This window comes from Micromonospora sp. WMMD967, assembly GCF_029626165.1.
GTDB lineage: Bacteria > Actinomycetota > Actinomycetes > Mycobacteriales > Micromonosporaceae > Micromonospora > Micromonospora taraxaci.
Genome location: NZ_JARUBK010000001.1, coordinates 1431101 through 1449101, shown reverse-complemented (window position 1 = coordinate 1449101; position 18001 = coordinate 1431101). Strand labels below are relative to the sequence as shown.

Here is an 18001-nt window from a genome sequence, read left to right as displayed (position 1 = left end):
GTCACACCTCCCTGGAGTCCGAGCCGGCGACGATGTTGGCCGGCTCCCGCTCGGCGACCACGCGCGTGATACGCGGGCTCGGTGGTACCTGTAGATCCATCGGCGGCAGCGGGAAGCTCCCGTACGGCCGGTTGTCGACCTGTTCCTGCGTCGTCGGTTTCGGCTGCGGCTTGCGGCTGGGCCAGAAGAGCGTGGCGATCAGCAGGATGCCGGCCGGGATGCTGACGGCGATGACCTTGCCGCGCGTGTCCCAGTCCTCGATGGAGCGCAGGCCCGACAGGACCAGGATCCAGACCAGGTTGATCGGCAGCAGCACCTTCCAACCGAGGCGCATGAACTGGTCGTAGCGCAGCCGGGGCAGCGTGCCGCGCAGCCACACGAACACGAAGACCAGCGCGATCACCTTGCCGAAGAACCAGAGCATCGGCCACCAACCGGAGTTGGCGCCCTCCCAGAGGGTGATCGGCCAGGGTGCCCGCCAACCGCCGAGGAACAGCGTGGTGGTGACCGCGGACATGGTCACCATCGCGACGTACTCGCTGAGCATGAAGAGCGCGAACTTCAGCGAGCTGTATTCCGTCATGAAGCCGGCGACCAGCTCGGACTCGGCCTCGGGCAGGTCGAACGGCGCCCGGTTGGTCTCACCCACGGTGGCGATGAAGAAGATGATGAAGCTGGGCAGCAGCAGGATCGCGTACCAGCCCGGCGCGGGGATCTCGGTGCCGAAGATGGTCAGCCGCGTGGCGTCGCCCTGGGCGGCGACGATCCCGCTGGTGCTCATCGTGCCGGCGGTCATGAAGACCGCCACGATGGAGAGCCCCATGGCGACCTCGTAGGAGATCATCTGGGCGCTCGACCGCAGACCACCGAGGAGCGGGTACGTCGAGCCGGAGGCCCAACCGCCCAGCACGATGCCGTAGACGCCCATCGAGGAGCAGGCGAGCAGCAGCAGCACCGCCACCGGCACGTCGGTGACCTGCAACGGCGTGTGGTGGCCGAAGATGCTCACCATCGGGCCGAACGGGATCACCGACAGGGCGGTGACCGCGCAGATCACCGAGATCGTCGGGGCGAAGAAGTAGACGACCTTGTCCGCCGCCTTCGGGAGGATGTCCTCCTTGAAGGCCATCTTGAGACCGTCGGCGAGGGTCTGGAGCAGGCCGAACGGGCCGACCTGGTTGGGGCCGGGTCGCACCTGCATGTAGCCCACGACGCGCCGCTCGAACCAGACACCGAGCAGGGTGGCCAGCAGACCGAACGCGAACGCGAAGACGATCTTGCCGAGGACCAGCCACCACGGATCCTTGCCGAAGTCGGCGAGCGTCGGATCCTGGGCCAGGACGATCGAGTTCACTGGTTACCCCCAGAACTGAGGATGGTCTCGTCGGCCGCCACGCGTCCGGCCGGGATGGCCGTACCCGATGCGGGGACGGAGATCCGGACGACCGCGCCGGACGTCGCCCCGAGGCTGCGTCGCACCGTCGAACCGGGTGAGTTGGTCGGCAACCAGACCACGCCGTCCGGCATCTCGGTGAGCTCGGCCGGCAGGGTCAGCGCGCCCCGGTCGGTGCCGACCGTTACCGCGTCGCCATCGACCACACCGAGCGCCTCGGCGGTGCCCTTGCCCAGCCGGACGACCGGCGGGCGGGCGGTGCCGGCGAGGTTCTCGTCGCCGTCGGTCAGGGTGCCCAGGTCGACCAGTTGGTGCCAGGTCGCCAGCACGGCCTCCCCGGCGCCCGGCTGCGGCACCCGGCCCGGCGCCACCGACGGAGCGGTCGGCCGGGACGTCCGGGACGCCGGCAGCGAGCCCAGCTCACGACGGACGCTCGGCACGTCGGCAGTGCCCAGCCGCACGTCGAGCAGCGCGGCCAGGGCGTCGAGCACCCGACCGTCGGTCATCGCTGCGGTGTTCAGCACCGCCTCGAACGGACGCAGCCGGCCCTCCCAGTCGAGGAAGCTGCCGGACTTCTCGACCACCGGTGCGACCGGCAGCACCACGTTCGCCCGTCGGGTGACAGCGCTGGCGCGCAGCTCCAGACTGACCAGGAACGGCACCGCGTCCAGGGCGGCTTCGGCCAACCGAGGGTCGGCCAGGTCAGCCGGGTCGACACCACCGACGACCAGGGCACCGAGCTGCCCGTTGGCGGCGGCGTTGAGGATGCCGTCGGTGTCCCGACCGGCCTGGCTCGGGATCACGCCAGCCGGGATGTCCCACGCCTCGCCCAGCTCGGCCCGCGCGGCCGGCTCGGTCACCAGACGTCCACCGGGGAGCAGGTTGGGCAGGCAGCCCGCGTCGACAGCGCCGCGGTCACCCGCGCGCCGCGGCACCCAGACCAGCTTCGCTCCGGTACGCCGGGCCACGTCCGCGGCGGCGGAAAGTCCACCCGGCACGGTGGCCAGCCGCTCACCCACGATCAGGATCGCGCCCGGCGCGCTCAGCGCCTCGGCGACCGTGGCGTGCTCGGCGAGCACGCTGGCCTCCTCGCCCGGCACCACCCGGGCCAGCTTGGCACCGAGCTTCTCCAGGCCGCGGGTCGCGAACGGCGCCAGCGCGTACACCGTCAGGGTCTTCTTCAGGTACGCCTTGCGCAGTCGCAGGAAGAGGATGGGGCACTCCTCCTCCGGCTCGAGGCCGACCAGCACCACCGCCGGCGCGTTCTCCACGTCGGTGTAGGTCACGTCGGTGACACCGGCGACCGAGCTGGCCAGGAAGTCGGCCTCCTCGCGGGAGACCGGCCGGGCCCGGAAGTCGATGTCGTTGGTGTTCAGCGCGACCCGGGCGAACTTCGCGTACGCGTAGGCGTCCTCGACGGTCAGCCGGCCGCCGGTGAGCACCGCCGTGCCCTGTCCGCTCTCCCGAGCCGTGTGCAGCCCTTCGGCGGCCACGGTGAGCGCCTCACTCCAGGACGCCTCCCGCAGCTCACCGGTGCGCTCGTCCCGGACCAGCGGGGTGGTCAGCCGGTCGGTGGCGCGGGTGTACTGGAAGCCCCAGCGCCCCTTGTCGCAGTTCCACTCCTCGTTGACCTCCGGCTCGTCGCCGGCCAGCCGGCGCAGCACCTTGCCGCGCCGCCAGTCGGTGCGCTGCCCGCAGCCGGCCGAGCAGTGCTCGCAGACGCTCGGGCTGGACACCAGGTCGAACGGGCGGGCCCGGAAACGGTACTGGGCACCGGTCAGCGCACCCACCGGGCAGATCTGCACGGTGTTGCCGGAGAAGTAGGAGTTGAACGGGACGTCCCCGCTGTCCTCCCCGGACTCCGCGCCGTACGCGTCGTCCCGGTAGATGTTGATCTCCTCGGCGGACGACCGGCCCATCAGGTCGATGAACTTGTCGCCGGCGATCTCCTCGGAGAACCGGGTGCACCGCTGGCAGAGCACGCAACGCTCGCGGTCCAGCAGCACCTGGCTGCTGATCGCCATCGGCTTCTCGTACTCCCGCTTGTGCTCGTGGAAGCGCGAGTCGGTGCGGCCGGTGGACATGGCCTGGTTCTGGAGCGGGCACTCACCGCCCTTGTCACACATCGGGCAGTCCAGCGGGTGGTTGAGCAGCAGCAGCTCCATCACCCCCTCCTGCGCCTTCTTGGCCACCGGGGAGGTGATCTGGGTACGCACGACCATGCCGTCGGCGACGGCCTGGGTGCAGGAGGCCACCGGCTTCCGCTGGCCCTCCACCTCCACCAGGCACTGCCGGCACGCGCCGGCCGGGGCCAGCAGCGGGTGGTCGCAGAACCGGGGGATTTCGGTACCCATCTGCTCGGCGACCCGGATCAGCAGCGTCCCCTTGGGGGCGGTGACCTCGACGCCGTCGATGGTGAGGGTGACCATGTCGGTCTGCTTGGCTACGTCGGTCACAGTGCTTGCCTTTCGCTCGCGACTGCGGGGCTCGCTTCGCTCACTCCTCGCGCTCGCATCAGTGGGCTCCCACCAGCTGCTTGTCGGAGAGCTTCGGCGCGGTCCGTCCCTCGATGTAGTCGAGGTAGTCCTGCTTGAAGTACTGCAGCGACGAGGTCACCGAACTGGTCGCGCCGTCACCCAGGCCGCAGAACGAACGGCCGAGGATGTTGTCGCAGGTGTCCAGAAGGGTTTCCAGGTCCTCGTGGGTGCCCTGACCGGCGAGGATCCGCCGGTAGACCCGAACCATCCAGTAGTTGCCCTCGCGGCACGGGGTGCACTTGCCGCACGACTCGTGGTGGTAGAACTCCAGCCACCGGTACGTCGCGTAGACCGGGCAGTCCTGGTCGGAGAAGATCTGCGTGGCGGTGGTGCCGAGGATCGAACCGGCCGCCGCCACCCCCTCGAAGTCCAGGGGCACGTCCAGGTGCTCGGCGGCGAGCAGCGGCGTGGACGAGCCACCCGGGGTCCAGAACCGCAGGTTGTGGCCGGGCTGCATCCCGCCCGCCAACTCCAGCAGCTCGCGCAGGGTGACACCCATCGAGCACTCGTACTGGCCCGGGTTGGCCACCCGGCCGGACAGCGAGTAGATCATCGGGCCGGAGGACTTCTCGGTGCCCATGCTCTTCCACCAGTCGGCACCGCCGAGCACGATCGGCGGCACGCTGGCGATGGTGCCGACGTTGTTCACCACCGTCGGGCTCGCGTACAGGCCGTGGGTGGCCGGGAACGGCGGGCGCAGCCGGGGCTGACCCCGGAACCCCTCCAGGGAGTCCAGCAGCGCCGTCTCCTCGCCGCAGATGTACGCCCCGGCGCCGGAGTGCACCACCAGCTCCAGGTCGTAGCCGCTGCGCAGGATGTTGCGGCCGAGGTAGCCCTTGTCGTACGCCTCCTGGACCGCGTTGCGCAGCCGACGCGCGGCGTGCACCGCCTCGCCCCGGATGTAGATGTACGCGCGGCTGGCCCGGATCGCGTACGACGCGATGATCACGCCCTCGACCAGCGCGTGCGGGTCGTGGGTCATGAGCGGCAGGTCCTTGCAGGTGCCCGGCTCGCCCTCGTCGGCGTTGACCACCAGGTAGTGCGGCTTTCCGTCGCCCTGCGGGATGAAGCCCCACTTCAGACCGGTCGGGAAGCCAGCGCCACCCCGGCCCCGCAACCCCGAGTCCTTGATCAGCTGGATCAGGTCGTCCGGGTGGGCCTTGAGCGCCTTGCGTAGTGCGGCGTAACCGTCGAGCTGCTCGTAGGTGCCGATGCGCCAGGCGTCCGGCGAAAGCCAGCGCTTGGTCAGCACCGGCGTCAGCTTGGCCAGCGTCTCCGGGCGGGGAGTGGTCACTTCTGGGCCCCCGTTTCGCTCGCGTCCGCCGGTCCGGCGCCGTCGGCGTCAGTGCCAGCCTTCGCTTCGGTGAGGTTGCGCTCCTGCGCCCCGGCCTCGTCGCCGGCGGGCTTACCGTCGCCGGCCGGCGCGTTGGCGGCGACACCGGCGGCCTCGGCCGACCGCGCGTCACCAGCCGCCGGCGCGGTGCCGGTGCCGTCCGTCGGGACCTTCGTGCCAGGGGCGTCCGGCACTGCCGTGTTGGCGTCCGGCTGCCGGGTCTCGGCGGTACGCACCTGCGGCGACTTGTCGTCCGGTGCCTTCACGTCCGGCGCGGTGCTGCCGGCGGCGGCCTCCGGCTTCACCGGCTCGGCCACCCCCGTTGGGGCGGACGCGCCGTCACCACCCTTGACCGGGGCCGTGGTGGCCTCGACGGGCGCCGGCTTGGCGGCCTCCGCCTTCGCCTTGGCCTCGGCGGCGGCCTTGTCCGCCTCCGCCTTGCTGCGGATCGGGGTATTCGGGTCGAAGCCCGGCACCGAGACGCCGTGCTGCTGCGCCAGCCGCAACCCGCGCAGGGTGGGCTCGCCCGGCCCGCCGTCGGCGACCGCGCCGTCCCGCTCGTCGGCGAAGCCGGCGAGCTGCACAGCCATCTCCTTGAGGGTGCAGAGCCGGGCACCGCGGGTCGGCATCGGCCGTCCGCCCGCCCGCAACTCGTCCACGACACCGACCGCTGTGGACGCGTCCACGCCGTCGAAGAAGTCGTAGTTGACGGTCATCACCGGCCCGTAGTCGCACGCCGCCAGGCACTCGGCGTGCTCCAGCGTGATCGTGCCGTCGGCGGTCGTCTCGTCGTGCCCCACGCCCAGGTGCTCGGAGAGGGTGTCGTAGACCTCCTGACCACCGAGCACGTTGCACATGGTGTTGGTGCAGACGCTGACCAGGAAGTCACCGGTCGGCTTGCGCTTGTACATCGTGTAGAAGGTGGCCACCGCGCCGACCTGGGCCTTGTTCAGTCCCAACACCTCGGCGCAGAAGGCGACCCCGGCCGGGGAGACGTACCCCTCCTCGGCCTGCACCAGGTGCAGCAGCGGCAGCAGCGCCGAGCGGGACCGGTCCGCCGGGTAACGGGCGATGATCTCGCGCGCCCGCTCGCGAGTCGTGTCAGTGAAAGTCATCGGTCACACCCACCCATCACCGGGTCCAACGAGGCGCCGCCGGCGATCACGTCGGCGATCAGGCCACCCTCGGCCATCGCCGGGAGGGCCTGGAGGTTGACGAAGCTGGGCTCCCGGTAGTGCACCCGGTACGGCCGGGTGCCACCGTCGGACACCGCGTGCACGCCCAGCTCGCCGCGGGGTGCCTCGATGGCGACGTACACCTGGCCCGGCGGAACCCGGAAACCCTCGGTCACCAGCTTGAAGTGGTGGATCAGCGACTCCATCGACTGACCCATGATCTTCGCGACGTGCTCCAGCGAGTTGCCCATGCCGTCCACGCCGATGGCCAACTGCGCCGGCCAGGCGATCTTGCGGTCGGCGACCATCACCGGGCCAGGCTTGAGCCGGTCCAGCGCCTGCTCGACCAGCTTCATCGACTCCCGGATCTCGGCGAGCCGGACCTGGTAGCGGCCCCACACGTCGCCGTCGGGGTGGGTCGGCACGTCGAACTCGTACGTCTCGTAGCCGCAGTACGGCATGGTCTTGCGCAGGTCCCAGGCGAGGCCGGCAGAGCGCAGCACCGGCCCGGTGATGCCGAGCGCCACGCAGCCGGTCACGTCCAGCACCGCGACGTTCTTCGTCCGCTCGGTCCAGATCGGCTGGCCGGAGAGCAGGTCCTCGTACTCCTTGAGCTTCTTCGGCATCATCTTGAGGAACTCGCGGATCTTGCGGACCGCGTCGTCCGGCACGTCCTGCGCGACCCCACCCGGCCGGACGTACGCGTGGTTCATGCGCAGACCGGTGATGGTCTCGAAGATGTCGAGGATGTACTCCCGCTCACGGAAGCCGTACAGCATGATCGAGATCGCGCCCAGCTCCATGCCGGTGGTGGCCAGCCAGACCAGGTGCGACGAGATCCGGTTGAGCTCCATCATCAGCACGCGGATGGTGGTGGCCCGCTCGGTGATGTCGTCGGTGATGCCCAGCAGCTTCTCGACCGCCAGCGCGTACGCCGTCTCGTTGAAGATCGGGGCGAGGTAGTCCATCCGGGTCACGAACGTCGAGCCCTGAACCCAGTTGCGGTATTCGAGGTTCTTCTCGATGCCGGTGTGCAGGTAGCCGACGACGGAGCGGGCCTCGCGGACCGTCTCGCCCTCCAGCTCCAGGATCAGCCGCAGCACCCCGTGCGTGGACGGGTGCTGCGGACCCATGTTGACGACGATCCGCTCGTCGTTGATCGGGTCGGTGCCCGAGACGATCGTGTCCCAGTCCCCACCGGTGACGGTGAAGACCCGACCCTCGTCGGTCTCGTGCTCGCTGGCGTAGTTCGACGTCGTCACTGGTACGACCTCCGCTCGTTCGGCGGCTGGATCTCCGCACCCTTGTACTCGACGGGCACGCCGCCGAGCGGGTAGTCCTTGCGCTGCGGGTGACCCTCCCAGTCGTCCGGCATGAGGATCCGGGTCAGGTTGGGGTGGCCGTCGAAGACGATGCCGAACATGTCGTACGCCTCCCGCTCCTGCCAGTCGGCGGTCGGGTAGACGGCGGTCACGCTGGGCAGGTGCGGTGCCTCGGCGGAGACCGCGGCCTCCAGCCGGACCCGCCGCCGGTACGTCATCGAGGTGAGCAGGTAGACCACGTGCAGCCGGCGCTCGTCCGCGCCCAGGTAGTCCACGCCGGAGACCGACGAGCACAGCTCGAACCGCAGGGCCATGTCGTCCCGCATCACCTGGCAGACCTCGGCGATCCGCTCCGGGCGTACGTGCAGGGTCAGCTCACCCCGGTCGACCACTACCTTCTCGATCGCGTCGCCGAAGGCCGGGTACGCCTCCTCCAGCGCGTCGCGGACCTCGTCGAAGTAGCCCCCGTACGGCCGGGACGCCTCCTCGATGGGCTGGCGCTGGCGGACCAGGCCGCCGTAGCCGGACACGTCGCCGGTGCCCTGGTTGCCGAACATGCCGCGCCCCGCCGGACTGGCCGGCGGGTACTCGGCCGGGGCGGTGCTGCTGGCGCCGACCGGCGTGACCGGTACCGGCACCCCGCCGTCGTTGGGCTTGTCCGTGGGTGACGTCATTTCGGGCCTACCTGCGGGTGGAGGTGGTTCTGAGCGTTCATCCAGTTCTCGATCCGCAACTGCTCCTCGCGTCCCTCGCGGACCGCCCTGGTCCACTCGGCACGCCGGGCCTTGTCGTTGCGGTACGAGGAGGGCATGGAGCCGTAGGGCACGACGGGGACGTCGCCGCGCTCCTGCCGGGCCGCCAGCATCTTGCGGCCGTTCGGGCCCAGCGGCTCATACATGATCTTCTCGCGGAGCTTGAGGATCGCGTCGATGAGCATCTCCGGCCGCGGCGGACAGCCGGGCAGGTACATGTCGACCGGCACCACGTGGTCGACGCCCTGCACGATCGCGTAGTTGTTGAACATGCCGCCGCTGCTCGCGCAGACGCCCATCGAGAGCACCCAGCGCGGCTCGGCCATCTGGTCGTAGATCTGGCGCAGCACCGGGGCCATCTTCTGACTCACCCGGCCGGCGACGATCATCAGGTCGGCCTGCCGGGGCGACGCCCGGAAGACCTCCATGCCCCAGCGGCCCATGTCGTAGTGCGGACCACCGGCGGCCATCATCTCGATGGCGCAGCAGGCCAGGCCGAAGGTCGCGCCCCACACGGACGACTTCCGGGACCAGTTGACCAGCTTCTCCACCGAGGTGAGCAGGACGCCGGCGGGAAGCTTCTCCTCGATGCCCATCTGACGTTCCTTCCTCAGTCCCAGTCCAGGCCGCCGCGCCGCCACACGTAGGCGTACGCAACGAAGACCGCGACGATGAACAGGACCATCTCCACGAAGCCGAAGATCGGCAGAGCGTCGAACGAGACCGCCCAGGGGTAGAGGAAGATGATCTCGATGTCGAAGACGATGAAGAGCATCGCCGTCAGGTAGAACTTGATCGGGAACCGGCCGCCGCCGACCGGCTGCGGGCTGGGCTCGATGCCGCACTCGTAAGCCTCGAGTTTGGCCTTGTTGTATCGACGGGGACCGGCGAAGCGGGCGGCGCCGACGGAAAACAGCGAGAACGCCGCGGCGAGGGCGAACAGCCCGATGATCGGTGCGTAAGGCGAGAGCGACATCGTTTTCTCCTGCTCGTCCTTCCCTGCCCTCGGTGCTTGACGAAAATCACACTATTCACGTCCCTCGCAGTGGCAGTCGGCGGGGGTCGATCTTTGTCGGTGTCGGAGCCGTGACCAGCACCGATGCCGTCCTACGTATACGGTTCCCGCTGTCATCGATGACCGCTGGACCGCAAGGCCACCCTTCGCGCTACACAGCCGGAGCTGCCTTCGTCATCGCGTTGATGACCCGGTCCATCGCGTCCCCGCCACGGGGATCGGTCAGGTTGGCCAACAGCTTGAGCACGAAACGCATCAGCGTCGGGTGCGGCATGCCGTGTTTGGTGGCGATGCGCATGATCTCCGGGCGGCCGATCAGTTTCACGAAGATGCCGCCCAGCCGGTAGTAGCCGCCGAGCCGCGCCTTCAGCTCGTTCGGGTACGCCATCAGCGCCCGTTCCCGCTCCGGACCGGCCGGCCGCGCGAGAGCCTGGACCACGACCTCCGCCGCCAGCTCACCGGACTCCATCGCGTACGCGATGCCCTCGCCGTTGAACGGGTTGACCATGCCGCCCGAGTCACCGACCAGCAGCACGCCACGGGTGTAGTGCGGCACCCGGTTGAAGCCCATCGGCAGCGCGGCGCCCAGGATCGGGCCGTCGGCGTTGGCCTCGTCGGTCATCCCCCAGTCTTCCGGGGTGTTGGCGAGCCAGTCGGTGAGCAGCCGGCGGTAGTTGGTCTTGCCGAACGCGGACGACGAGTTAAGCACGCCGAGGCCGACGTTGACCCGACCATCACCGAGGCCGAAGATCCAGCCGTAGCCGGGCAGCAGGTTGTCGCCGCTGTCCTTGCTGCGCAGCTCCAACCAGGATTCGAGGTAGTTGTCCTCGTGCTTGGCGGGCGAGCGGTAGTAGCGGCGGACGGCCACGCCGATCGGCCGGTCCTCCCGCTTGGCCAGCCCGAGCGCGAGCGGGAAGCGGCCGGAGACCCCGTCCGCCGCGACGACCAGCGGGGCGTGGAAGGTGGCGGGCTCCTTGCCCGGGCCGACCTCCGCCTCGACGCCGGTGACGCGGCCGTCGCCGTCGAGCACCGGACCCAGCACGTTCACGTTGGTACGCAGCTTCGCGCCGGCGGCCACCGCCCGCTGGGCGAGCAGGTCGTCGAAGTCCAGCCTCGTACGCACCAGGCCGTAGTTGGGGAAGCTGGCGAGCTCCGGCCAGTCCAGTTCGAGGCGTACGCCGCCACCGATGACCCGCAGACCGCGGTTGTGCAGCCAGCCCGCCTCGGGCGAGGTGTCCACGCCCATCCGGATGAGCTGCCGCACGGCGCGCGGGGTCAGCCCGTCGCCGCAGACCTTCTCGCGCGGGAACTCGGTCTTCTCCAGCAACAGCACCCGTACGCCGTGCCGGGCCAGGTGGTACGCAGTCGCTGACCCACCGGGACCGGCGCCCACGACGATGACATCGGCATCGTGTTCCACCGCGGTCATTCGCGCCTCCTCCCGCACGCTCGTGAAATGCTTCACAAGCCAGACGGGACGAGTGTATGACCGGCGTCATACCAGCGCAGGATCAGGGGTACCTAACTCGCCGATGTGACAGTCCCCGACCGTCCACAGCAGGCAGGTGTCAGGCCGGGCTGGGGGCGTCCAGCCCCGCATCGACCCGGATGGTCTCCGGCAGATGCTCACGGAGCGCTCCGCCCGCCGCCCGGTCGAGTGCCGCCAACACCTCGGCGACGACCTGCCGGACCTCCACCGGATCAGCGCCGGCCAACGCACGCAACTGCGCGATGAGTTCCGCCGCGTCGTCGTCGGTGGCGGCCACCGGGCCCGCCGGGTCTGCTCCGGTCATGCGATCCAGCGTACGGGGCAAAGTGGACTATAGACCGATATTCACGGAACCTGAATAATGTCCGCACTGTTCCGTGCGGATGTCAACCGCTACTCGCGGATGCCCCGGTGCAGAGCCACCACGCCACCGGTCAGGTTGCGCCACGCCACCCGTCCCCACCCGGCCGCGGCCACCCGCCCGGCCAGTGCGGCCTGGTCCGGCCAGGCCCGGACCGACTCGGCGAGATAGACGTACGCCTCGGGGTTGCTCGACACCGCACGGGCGACCGCCGGCAGCGACCGCATCAGGTACGACAGGTAGACGGTCCGGAAGACCGGGTTGACCGGGGTGCTGAACTCGCACACCGTCAGCCGCCCACCCGGCCGGGTCACCCGTGCCAACTCCCGCAGGGCCGCGTCGGTGTCGTTGACGTTGCGCAGCGCGAAGGAGATGGTCACCGCGTCGAAGCTGCCGTCGGCGAACGGCAGCCGCAGCGCGTCTCCCGCCAGCAACGGCACCTCGGGCCGGACCCGCTTGCCGGCGTACAGCATGCCCAGCGACAGGTCGACCCCGACCGCGTACGCTCCCGACTGGGCCAGCTCACGGGTCGAGACGCCGGTGCCGGCGCCCACGTCCAGCACCCGCTCGCCCGGCCGCAACCCGAGCGCCGCCCGGGTGGACCGGCGCCAGGAGCGGTCCTGACCCAGCGAAATCACCGTGTTGGTCAGGTCGTAGCGCTCGGCCACGCCGTCGAACATGGCGGCGACCTCGTGCGGCTGCTTGTCCAGGCTGGCGCGCTGGCCCTGCGGATTACGGCTCACCCCACCACTCTGCCAGCCGTCCATCGACCGACGCTCGGAGGGTGGCGTGGCCCGCGCCGGGCACGCGGAAGGCGAGGCGGCGTGGTCCGCGCCCCAGACGCGCGAAAGGGCGGGGTGGTCTCCCACCCCGCCCTCGCGTCGTGCCAGCCTGCCGCCGCTCTCACCCACGCGGCCCGGGAGCGACTTCGTCAGTCGGTCGACTTCTCGTCGCCGGGGGCGACCAGGACGACCTTGCGCCGGCGGGAGAGCACCAGCAGGGCGCCGCCCGCGAGCAGGATGAGCGCGCCGATGCCACCGATCAGGCCGGCCTGCACACCGGTCACCGGCAACCCACCGCCGCCGCCGCCACCGCCACCGGCAGCCGGCGAGGTGGTGGTGCCCGGCGTGGACGTACCGGACGGAGTGGGCGTACCGGTCGGCGTCGCCGTGGGAGTGGGAGTGGGAGTGGGAGTGGCGGTCGGCGTGGGCGACGGCGAGGCGGTCAGGTCAACGAACGCCTCGAAGGTGGTGTGGTTGTCCATCACGTCGACCTCGGTGAACGCCTTGCGCTGCGCCAGGCTCGCCACCTCCGGCTCCTCCTCGGGCTGCCCAGCGGCACCGTCCAGCCCGTACGCGAAGAGGTCACCCTCGTGCAGCACCGGCTCGGTCACGTCGTCGCCGACGGTCACCCGGACGTCGGAGGTGTAGTACTCCCCCGGCTCCACGACCGCGCCGGCATCCTCGCAGAACAGCTGCTGCTTGCCCTGGAACACCTGCTCAAGGCAGCCCTGCGGCTTCTGCGCGAAGGTGACGCCCACCGGCAGGGTCAGGCCGTAGAAGACGCCTGTCGCCTTCTGACTGCCGTCGTTGTAGACCGCCCAGTCCAGCGGCACCGTCTCGCCGCGTCGTACCGGACGCAGGTTGGGATCGTCGCCCTTGACGCCGTTCACCACCACGTTGGCCTGGACGTCCTGCACCCAACTGGTCAGGTCGTAGCCGGGCTTGGCGACGGTGATCTCGTGCTCGACCTTGTTGTCGCCGCGCTTGGGGTCGACGGTGGTCGACTTGATGGTGACCACCAGCGTGCCGGCGTCGCCACGACCACCGGTGGAGAACAGCGGGATGCCGAAATCCTCGCTGGTGCCGGCCGGCAGATCGCCGAGTTGGCAGGTGAACGTCTTGCCCTTCACCTGGCAACCGTCGGGCACCACGAAGCCGATCTTGTTCTTCTTCAACAGGCTGGTGTCCGCGGTGTAGCTGACGCCCTTGGCGGCGACAGTGCTCCGGCTGTTGTCGACCCGGAACTTGAACGGCTTGGCCGTGGCCTGCGTGACGCCCTTGGCCAGCTCGTAGCTGAGCGGCACCAGGGCCAGATCGGCCTGGTCGGCGGCCTGCGCGGGTGCGGCCACGGTGGCCAGGCCACCGGTCGCGAGCAGAGCCACGACACCGGCGCGGGCCAGGGCCGAGCGGTGGAACGCTGTCATCAGTCCCCCGGGGGTAGGGAAGAAAGAGTGGTTGCGGAACGAGCGGACGCTATCGGAGGCCGATCTCCCACGCCAGCGGGCGCACGCGATTTCATCCGTCCGGCCCGACCTGCGCAGACGGTACGGGCGGGATGGTCACCCATCCCGCCCGTACCGCCGTGCGTTATATGAACGACCCGCAACGGGCCGATGGAGGACGAACCCACGACGAGGACCGCCGGACCACCCGCCACCAGCACGATCACACGATCTCGGCAACCGGCGGTGGCAATGGATACGAGCGGCGACGCTAGCCGTCGGCGATCATCTCCACCACCCCCACGCCGGGCAGCCTGACGAAGCGGCGACGGGGATCACCCGTACCGCCGGGGCGTTCCGGCGGGAGCATGAGCGGTGGTCAGCCGAACGGCCGGACGTCGTCAGGCGTCAGTTGACCTCGACCAGCGGCAGGGACCTGCCCGCGCCGCCGCCGGGCAACGCGATCGAGGAGAAGTGCGAGACCACGCGCTCGTCGGTCGGGTCGTCGGCCGGCGTGTGGTGCACGGCGAGCCGGTTGTAGAGGGTGTCCCGCTGTGCGGGGATCCGGTCCGCCGAGCGGATCATGCCGATCAGCTCGTGCAGGTTGGACCGGTGCCGCGCCCCGGCGGAGGAGATGACGTTCTCCTCCAGCATGATCGAGCCGAGGTCGTCCACGCCCATGTGCAACGCGAGCTGGCCGACGTCCTTGCCGGTGGTCAGCCAGGACGCCTGCAGGTGCGGAACGGTCTCGAAGAAGAGCCGGGCCACCGCTACCAGCCGCAGGTATTCCAGCGTGGTCGCCTGGGTGCGGCCCTTGAGGTGGTTGTTCTCCGGCTGGTACGTCCACGGGATGAAGGACCGGAAACCTCGGGTACGGTCCTGCACGTCCCGGATCATGCGCAGGTGCTCGATCCGCTCGGCGTGCGTCTCGCCGGTGCCCATCATCATGGTGGCGGTCGACTCGATGCCCTGCCGGTGGGCCAGCTCCATGACCTCCAGCCAGCGCTCGCCCGACTCCTTGAGCGGCGCGATGGCCTTCCGCGGCCGCTCGGGCAGCATCTCCGCGCCGGCGCCGGCGATCGAGTCCAGGCCGGCGGTCTTGATCCGGGCGATGGCCTCGTCCAGGCTCACCCCGGACACCTTCGCCATGTGCAGGATCTCGCTCGGGCCGATCGAGTGGATGACCAACTGCGGGTAGGCCTGCTTGACCGAGGAGAACAGCTCCTCGTAGTACTCCACGCCGTAGTCCGGGTGGTGCCCGCCCTGGAGCATCACCTGGGTCGCACCCAACTCGACCGCCTCGCCGCACCGGCGAAGGATCTCCTCGGTCGGGTGGGTCCACCCCTCGGAGTGCTTGGGCGCGCGGTAGAACGCGCAGAACTTGCACGCCGTCACGCAGACGTTCGTGTAGTTGATGTTGCGGTCGATCAGGTAGGTGACGACGTTGTCCGGGTAGCGCCGCCGGCGCACCGCGTCCGCCGCCTCGCCCAACGCGTGGAAGGGCGCCTCGGTGTAGAGCAGCAACGCCTCCTCGGGCGTGATCCGCCCGCCGTCCGCACCGCGCTGCAGGATGTCGTCGATCTCCCGGCTCACCGTCACGGTCCGAGCCTACGTCGCCTCACCCGACTCGACCGCCTGGCCCCGTCGAGGTGCGGCACGTCCCACAGCCCCGGTCGGTCAGCTCTCGCGCACCTCGATGCGGATGCCATAGGTGTCCCGCAGCTCGGCGGCGAGCACCGGGCCCGCCCACGCCGGCACGTACGCCTCCCACCACGGCATCTCACGCCGCGCCGGCATCCGCTGTTCGGAGAGCACCGCCCGGAACCGCTCGTCGGCCGCCTCGACCCGCTCCCGGACCCAGCCCATCTGCGGAAAGCCGAACAACCGTTCGTCGGTCAGCATCCTGTCGATGGTGTGCCGAATGCTGAGGTCGAACCAGTACTCGTCGAGGTTGTCGTGGTAGCCCTCCTCGCAGAACTCGACGACCTGCTCCCACCCCTCCACGAGGCCGGTCGGACGTCGGCCCCCGGTCACCTCGGCGAACCGTTGCACGAACTGCCGGTCGTCGGTCATGCGTCGTAGTCCACCACGAGCTTGTCGGTGGTCGGGCTGGACTGGCAGGTCAGCACGTACCCGGCGGCCAACTCGTCGGGCTCCAGCGCGTAGTTGCGGGCCATCGTGACAGCGCCGTCCACGACCTTCGCCTTGCAGGTCGAGCAGACGCCACCCTTGCAGGCGTACGGCAGCTCGCCGCGCACCTTCAGCGCGGCGTCCAGCACCCGCTCCTCGCGACCCATGGTGAAACTGGACGACCGCCCGTCCAGCACGATCGTCACCTCGGCGCCGGCGCCGACCTGGTCGACGGGACGACGGACCGGCTCCGGCGGCGCGTCGATGTGGAACAGTTCGGTGTGCACCGCCGACTCGGGCAGCCCTCGACCGGTCAGCACATCCCGGACGTCGACCACCATGCCGTACGGGCCGCAGAGGAACCACTCCTCGATCAGGTCGCCGGGCACGATGCTGCCGAGCAACCGACCCAACCGCTCCGCGTCGATCCGGCCGGAGAGCAGCGGAGACTCGCCCTGCTCCCGGGACAGCACGTGCACCAGGTGCAGCCGCGCGGGATAGCGGTCCTTCAGGTCGGCCAACTCCTCGGCGAACATCACCGTGTTCGCCGTGCGGTTGCCGTACACCAGTGTGAAGGTGCTGGCCGGCTCGACGGCCAGGGCGGTCGCGACCAGCCCGAGCACCGGCGTGATGCCGGAGCCGGCGACGACAGCGCCGTAGTGGCGCACCCGGTCCGGCGCGAACGCCGTGGTGAACGTGCCCAGCGGCGGCAGCACCTCGACCGTGTCGCCACTGCGCAGCGCCCCGCACGCGAACGCCGAGAACGCCCCGCCGGGAACCTCCCGCACCCCGATCCGCAACCGGCCGCGCCGGGCCAGGTCGTCGGGGGTCGAGCAGATCGAGTACGACCGGCGCACGTCGGTGCCGTCCTCGGCCACGCGACGGACGGTGAGGTGCTGGCCCGCGCGGAACGCGAAGACTTCCCGCAACTCCTCGGGTACGGCGAAGCTCACCGCCACGGAGTCGTCGGTGAGCCGGTCGACGGCGGCGACCGACAACCTGTGGAAGACCGGCCGTCGGCGGACCGGGCGGGTGATGGTGACAGTCACAGCGCCTTCAGGTGGTCGAAGGGTTCGGAGCAGGAGCGGCACCGCCACAGCGCCTTGCACGCGGTGGAGCCGAACCGGCTGACCTGCTCGGTCTCCGGTGAGCCGCACTGCGGGCAGCGGACCGCGAGGGTCAGCGCCACGACGCCGGCGGCCGGCGTCACCGCCGCCGGGGGTGCGATCCCGGCGGCGGCGAGCTTCGCCCGCCCCTCCGCGGAGATCCAGTCGGTGCTCCACGGCGGGCTGAAGATGGTACGGATCTCGGCCTCCGGGTGACCCGCCACCGCGAGCGCACGGCGGATGTCGGCCCGGATGACGTCCATCGCCGGGCAGCCGGTGTAGGTCGGGGTGATGGTGACGGTGACCCGCCCACTGGCCGGATCCTCCTCGACGGCCCGCAGGATGCCCAACTCGTCGATGGTGATGACCCGGATCTCCGGGTCCACCACCGACGCGGCCGCCGCCCTGGGGTTCACCACTGCGCCCCGGGATGGGCGCGGTGCAGCACCTGCATCTCGGCAAGCAGGTAGGCCAGGTGCTCGGTGTGCACACCTGTTCGTCCACCGCCCGGCGCCCAGCCGCTCTCCGGCCGGGTGAGCGTCGCCTCGGCCAGGACCGCACCGACGGTCTCGTCGAACGCCAGCCGCACTGTGGCCGGGTCGACCGGCGCCGCCGGGTCCGCGACGAACAGCTCATGGGTGTACGGCCACACCTGGTCGACCGCCGCCTGCATCCGATGGTGCGACTCCTCGGTGCCGTCGCCGAGGCGCTTCACCCACAGCGCGCCGTGGTCCAGGTGGTACGCCGACTCCTTGCGCGCCTTCGCGCCGATCGCGGCCAACCGCTCGTCCGCGCAGTCGACCAGCGCGGTGTACAGCGGCAACTGGTACGCCGCCAGGAAGAACAGCTTCGCCATCGTCACCGCGAAGTCGCCGTTGGGCAGCTCGACCAGCAGCGCGTTGCGGAACTCACGGTCGTCGCGCAGGTACGCCAGGGCGTCCTCGTCACGGCCCGCGCCCTCCAACTCACCCGCGTACGACAACAGCAGTCGGGCCGCGCCGAGCTGGTCGAGGGCGATGTTGGCCAGCGCGATGTCCTCTTCCATCTCCGGCGCGCGGGTGGTCCACTCGGCCAACCGCTGCGCCGCGATCAACGCGTCGTCGGCGAGCGCGAGTGTGAAGTCGAACGGCTTGTTCACGCCACCACCTCGCTGCGCTCGGCGGC

17 protein-coding genes are annotated in these 18001 nt (G+C 70.2%); all 17 read right to left on the bottom strand.

The genetic code is table 11. From position 1 onward, the window contains the following. Position 1 precedes the first annotated feature (1 nt). The 17 genes from nuoH to paaC all read right to left on the bottom strand — a co-directional run bounded on the left by nuoH (position 2) and on the right by paaC (position 17975). Entirely contained in the window at positions 2-1354 is a 1353-nt protein-coding gene (gene nuoH / locus O7631_RS06935; RefSeq protein ID WP_278143509.1) for an NADH-quinone oxidoreductase subunit NuoH, read from the bottom strand. Beyond that, entirely contained in the window at positions 1351-3849 is a 2499-nt protein-coding gene (locus O7631_RS06930; RefSeq protein WP_278143508.1) for an NADH-quinone oxidoreductase subunit G, read from the bottom strand. The genes nuoH and O7631_RS06930 overlap by 4 nt, the downstream gene beginning before the upstream one ends. Before the next feature lie 58 nt (positions 3850-3907). After that, positions 3908-5224 (bottom strand): NADH-quinone oxidoreductase subunit NuoF, encoded by a 1317-nt coding sequence (gene nuoF, locus O7631_RS06925; protein WP_088986761.1) that lies wholly within the window; start codon positions 5222-5224, stop codon positions 3908-3910. Beyond that, the gene (gene nuoE, locus O7631_RS06920; protein ID WP_278143507.1) at positions 5221-6378 is read right to left on the bottom strand and encodes an NADH-quinone oxidoreductase subunit NuoE; all 1158 of its coding nucleotides are present in this window, start codon (positions 6376-6378) and stop codon (positions 5221-5223) included. The genes nuoF and nuoE overlap by 4 nt, the downstream gene beginning before the upstream one ends. After that, positions 6375-7700 (bottom strand): NADH-quinone oxidoreductase subunit D, encoded by a 1326-nt coding sequence (locus O7631_RS06915; protein WP_088986763.1) that lies wholly within the window; start codon positions 7698-7700, stop codon positions 6375-6377. The genes nuoE and O7631_RS06915 overlap by 4 nt, the downstream gene beginning before the upstream one ends. Then, complete coding sequence (locus O7631_RS06910) at positions 7697-8434, bottom strand: NADH-quinone oxidoreductase subunit C (protein WP_278143506.1); 738 nt, start codon at positions 8432-8434, stop codon at positions 7697-7699. Before O7631_RS06910 ends, O7631_RS06915 begins: the two co-directional genes overlap by 4 nt. After that, positions 8431-9108 (bottom strand): NADH-quinone oxidoreductase subunit B, encoded by a 678-nt coding sequence (locus O7631_RS06905; RefSeq protein WP_145785918.1) that lies wholly within the window; start codon positions 9106-9108, stop codon positions 8431-8433. The genes O7631_RS06910 and O7631_RS06905 overlap by 4 nt, the downstream gene beginning before the upstream one ends. A gap of 14 nt (positions 9109-9122) precedes the next feature. Next, positions 9123-9488: an NADH-quinone oxidoreductase subunit A gene (locus O7631_RS06900; RefSeq protein ID WP_007454588.1), complete on the bottom strand. Its 366-nt coding sequence runs from the start codon at positions 9486-9488 to the stop codon at positions 9123-9125. Positions 9489-9678: 190 nt separating this feature from the next. Further along, complete coding sequence (locus tag O7631_RS06895; RefSeq protein ID WP_088986766.1) at positions 9679-10956, bottom strand: geranylgeranyl reductase family protein; 1278 nt, start codon at positions 10954-10956, stop codon at positions 9679-9681. A gap of 139 nt (positions 10957-11095) precedes the next feature. After that, a complete protein-coding gene (locus O7631_RS06890; RefSeq protein ID WP_088986767.1) occupies positions 11096-11320 on the bottom strand; it encodes a hypothetical protein in 225 nt (74 codons plus the stop codon). 89 nt (positions 11321-11409) lie between these two features. Beyond that, positions 11410-12144: a demethylmenaquinone methyltransferase gene (locus tag O7631_RS06885; RefSeq protein WP_278143505.1), complete on the bottom strand. Its 735-nt coding sequence runs from the start codon at positions 12142-12144 to the stop codon at positions 11410-11412. A gap of 164 nt (positions 12145-12308) precedes the next feature. Then, positions 12309-13583, bottom strand: coding sequence for a cell wall anchor protein (locus O7631_RS06880; RefSeq protein WP_278143504.1), 1275 nt, complete (start codon positions 13581-13583; stop codon positions 12309-12311). Positions 13584-14009: 426 nt separating this feature from the next. After that, positions 14010-15200 (bottom strand): cyclic dehypoxanthinyl futalosine synthase, encoded by a 1191-nt coding sequence (gene mqnC, locus O7631_RS06875; RefSeq protein ID WP_278143503.1) that lies wholly within the window; start codon positions 15198-15200, stop codon positions 14010-14012. A 78-nt stretch (positions 15201-15278) separates the two neighbouring features. Beyond that, on the bottom strand, positions 15279-15674 hold the full coding sequence (locus O7631_RS06870) for a hypothetical protein (protein ID WP_278143502.1): 396 nt from the start codon (positions 15672-15674) through the stop codon (positions 15279-15281). Further along, positions 15671-16780, bottom strand: a complete 1110-nt coding sequence (gene paaE / locus O7631_RS06865) for a 1,2-phenylacetyl-CoA epoxidase subunit PaaE (RefSeq protein ID WP_278143501.1) — start codon at positions 16778-16780, stop codon at positions 15671-15673. Before paaE ends, O7631_RS06870 begins: the two co-directional genes overlap by 4 nt. Further along, positions 16777-17256 (bottom strand): 1,2-phenylacetyl-CoA epoxidase subunit PaaD, encoded by a 480-nt coding sequence (paaD, locus tag O7631_RS06860; RefSeq protein ID WP_278143500.1) that lies wholly within the window; start codon positions 17254-17256, stop codon positions 16777-16779. The genes paaE and paaD overlap by 4 nt, the downstream gene beginning before the upstream one ends. Continuing rightward, entirely contained in the window at positions 17250-17975 is a 726-nt protein-coding gene (gene paaC / locus O7631_RS06855; RefSeq protein WP_278143499.1) for a 1,2-phenylacetyl-CoA epoxidase subunit PaaC, read from the bottom strand. The genes paaD and paaC overlap by 7 nt, the downstream gene beginning before the upstream one ends. Positions 17976-18001: the final 26 nt, after the last annotated feature.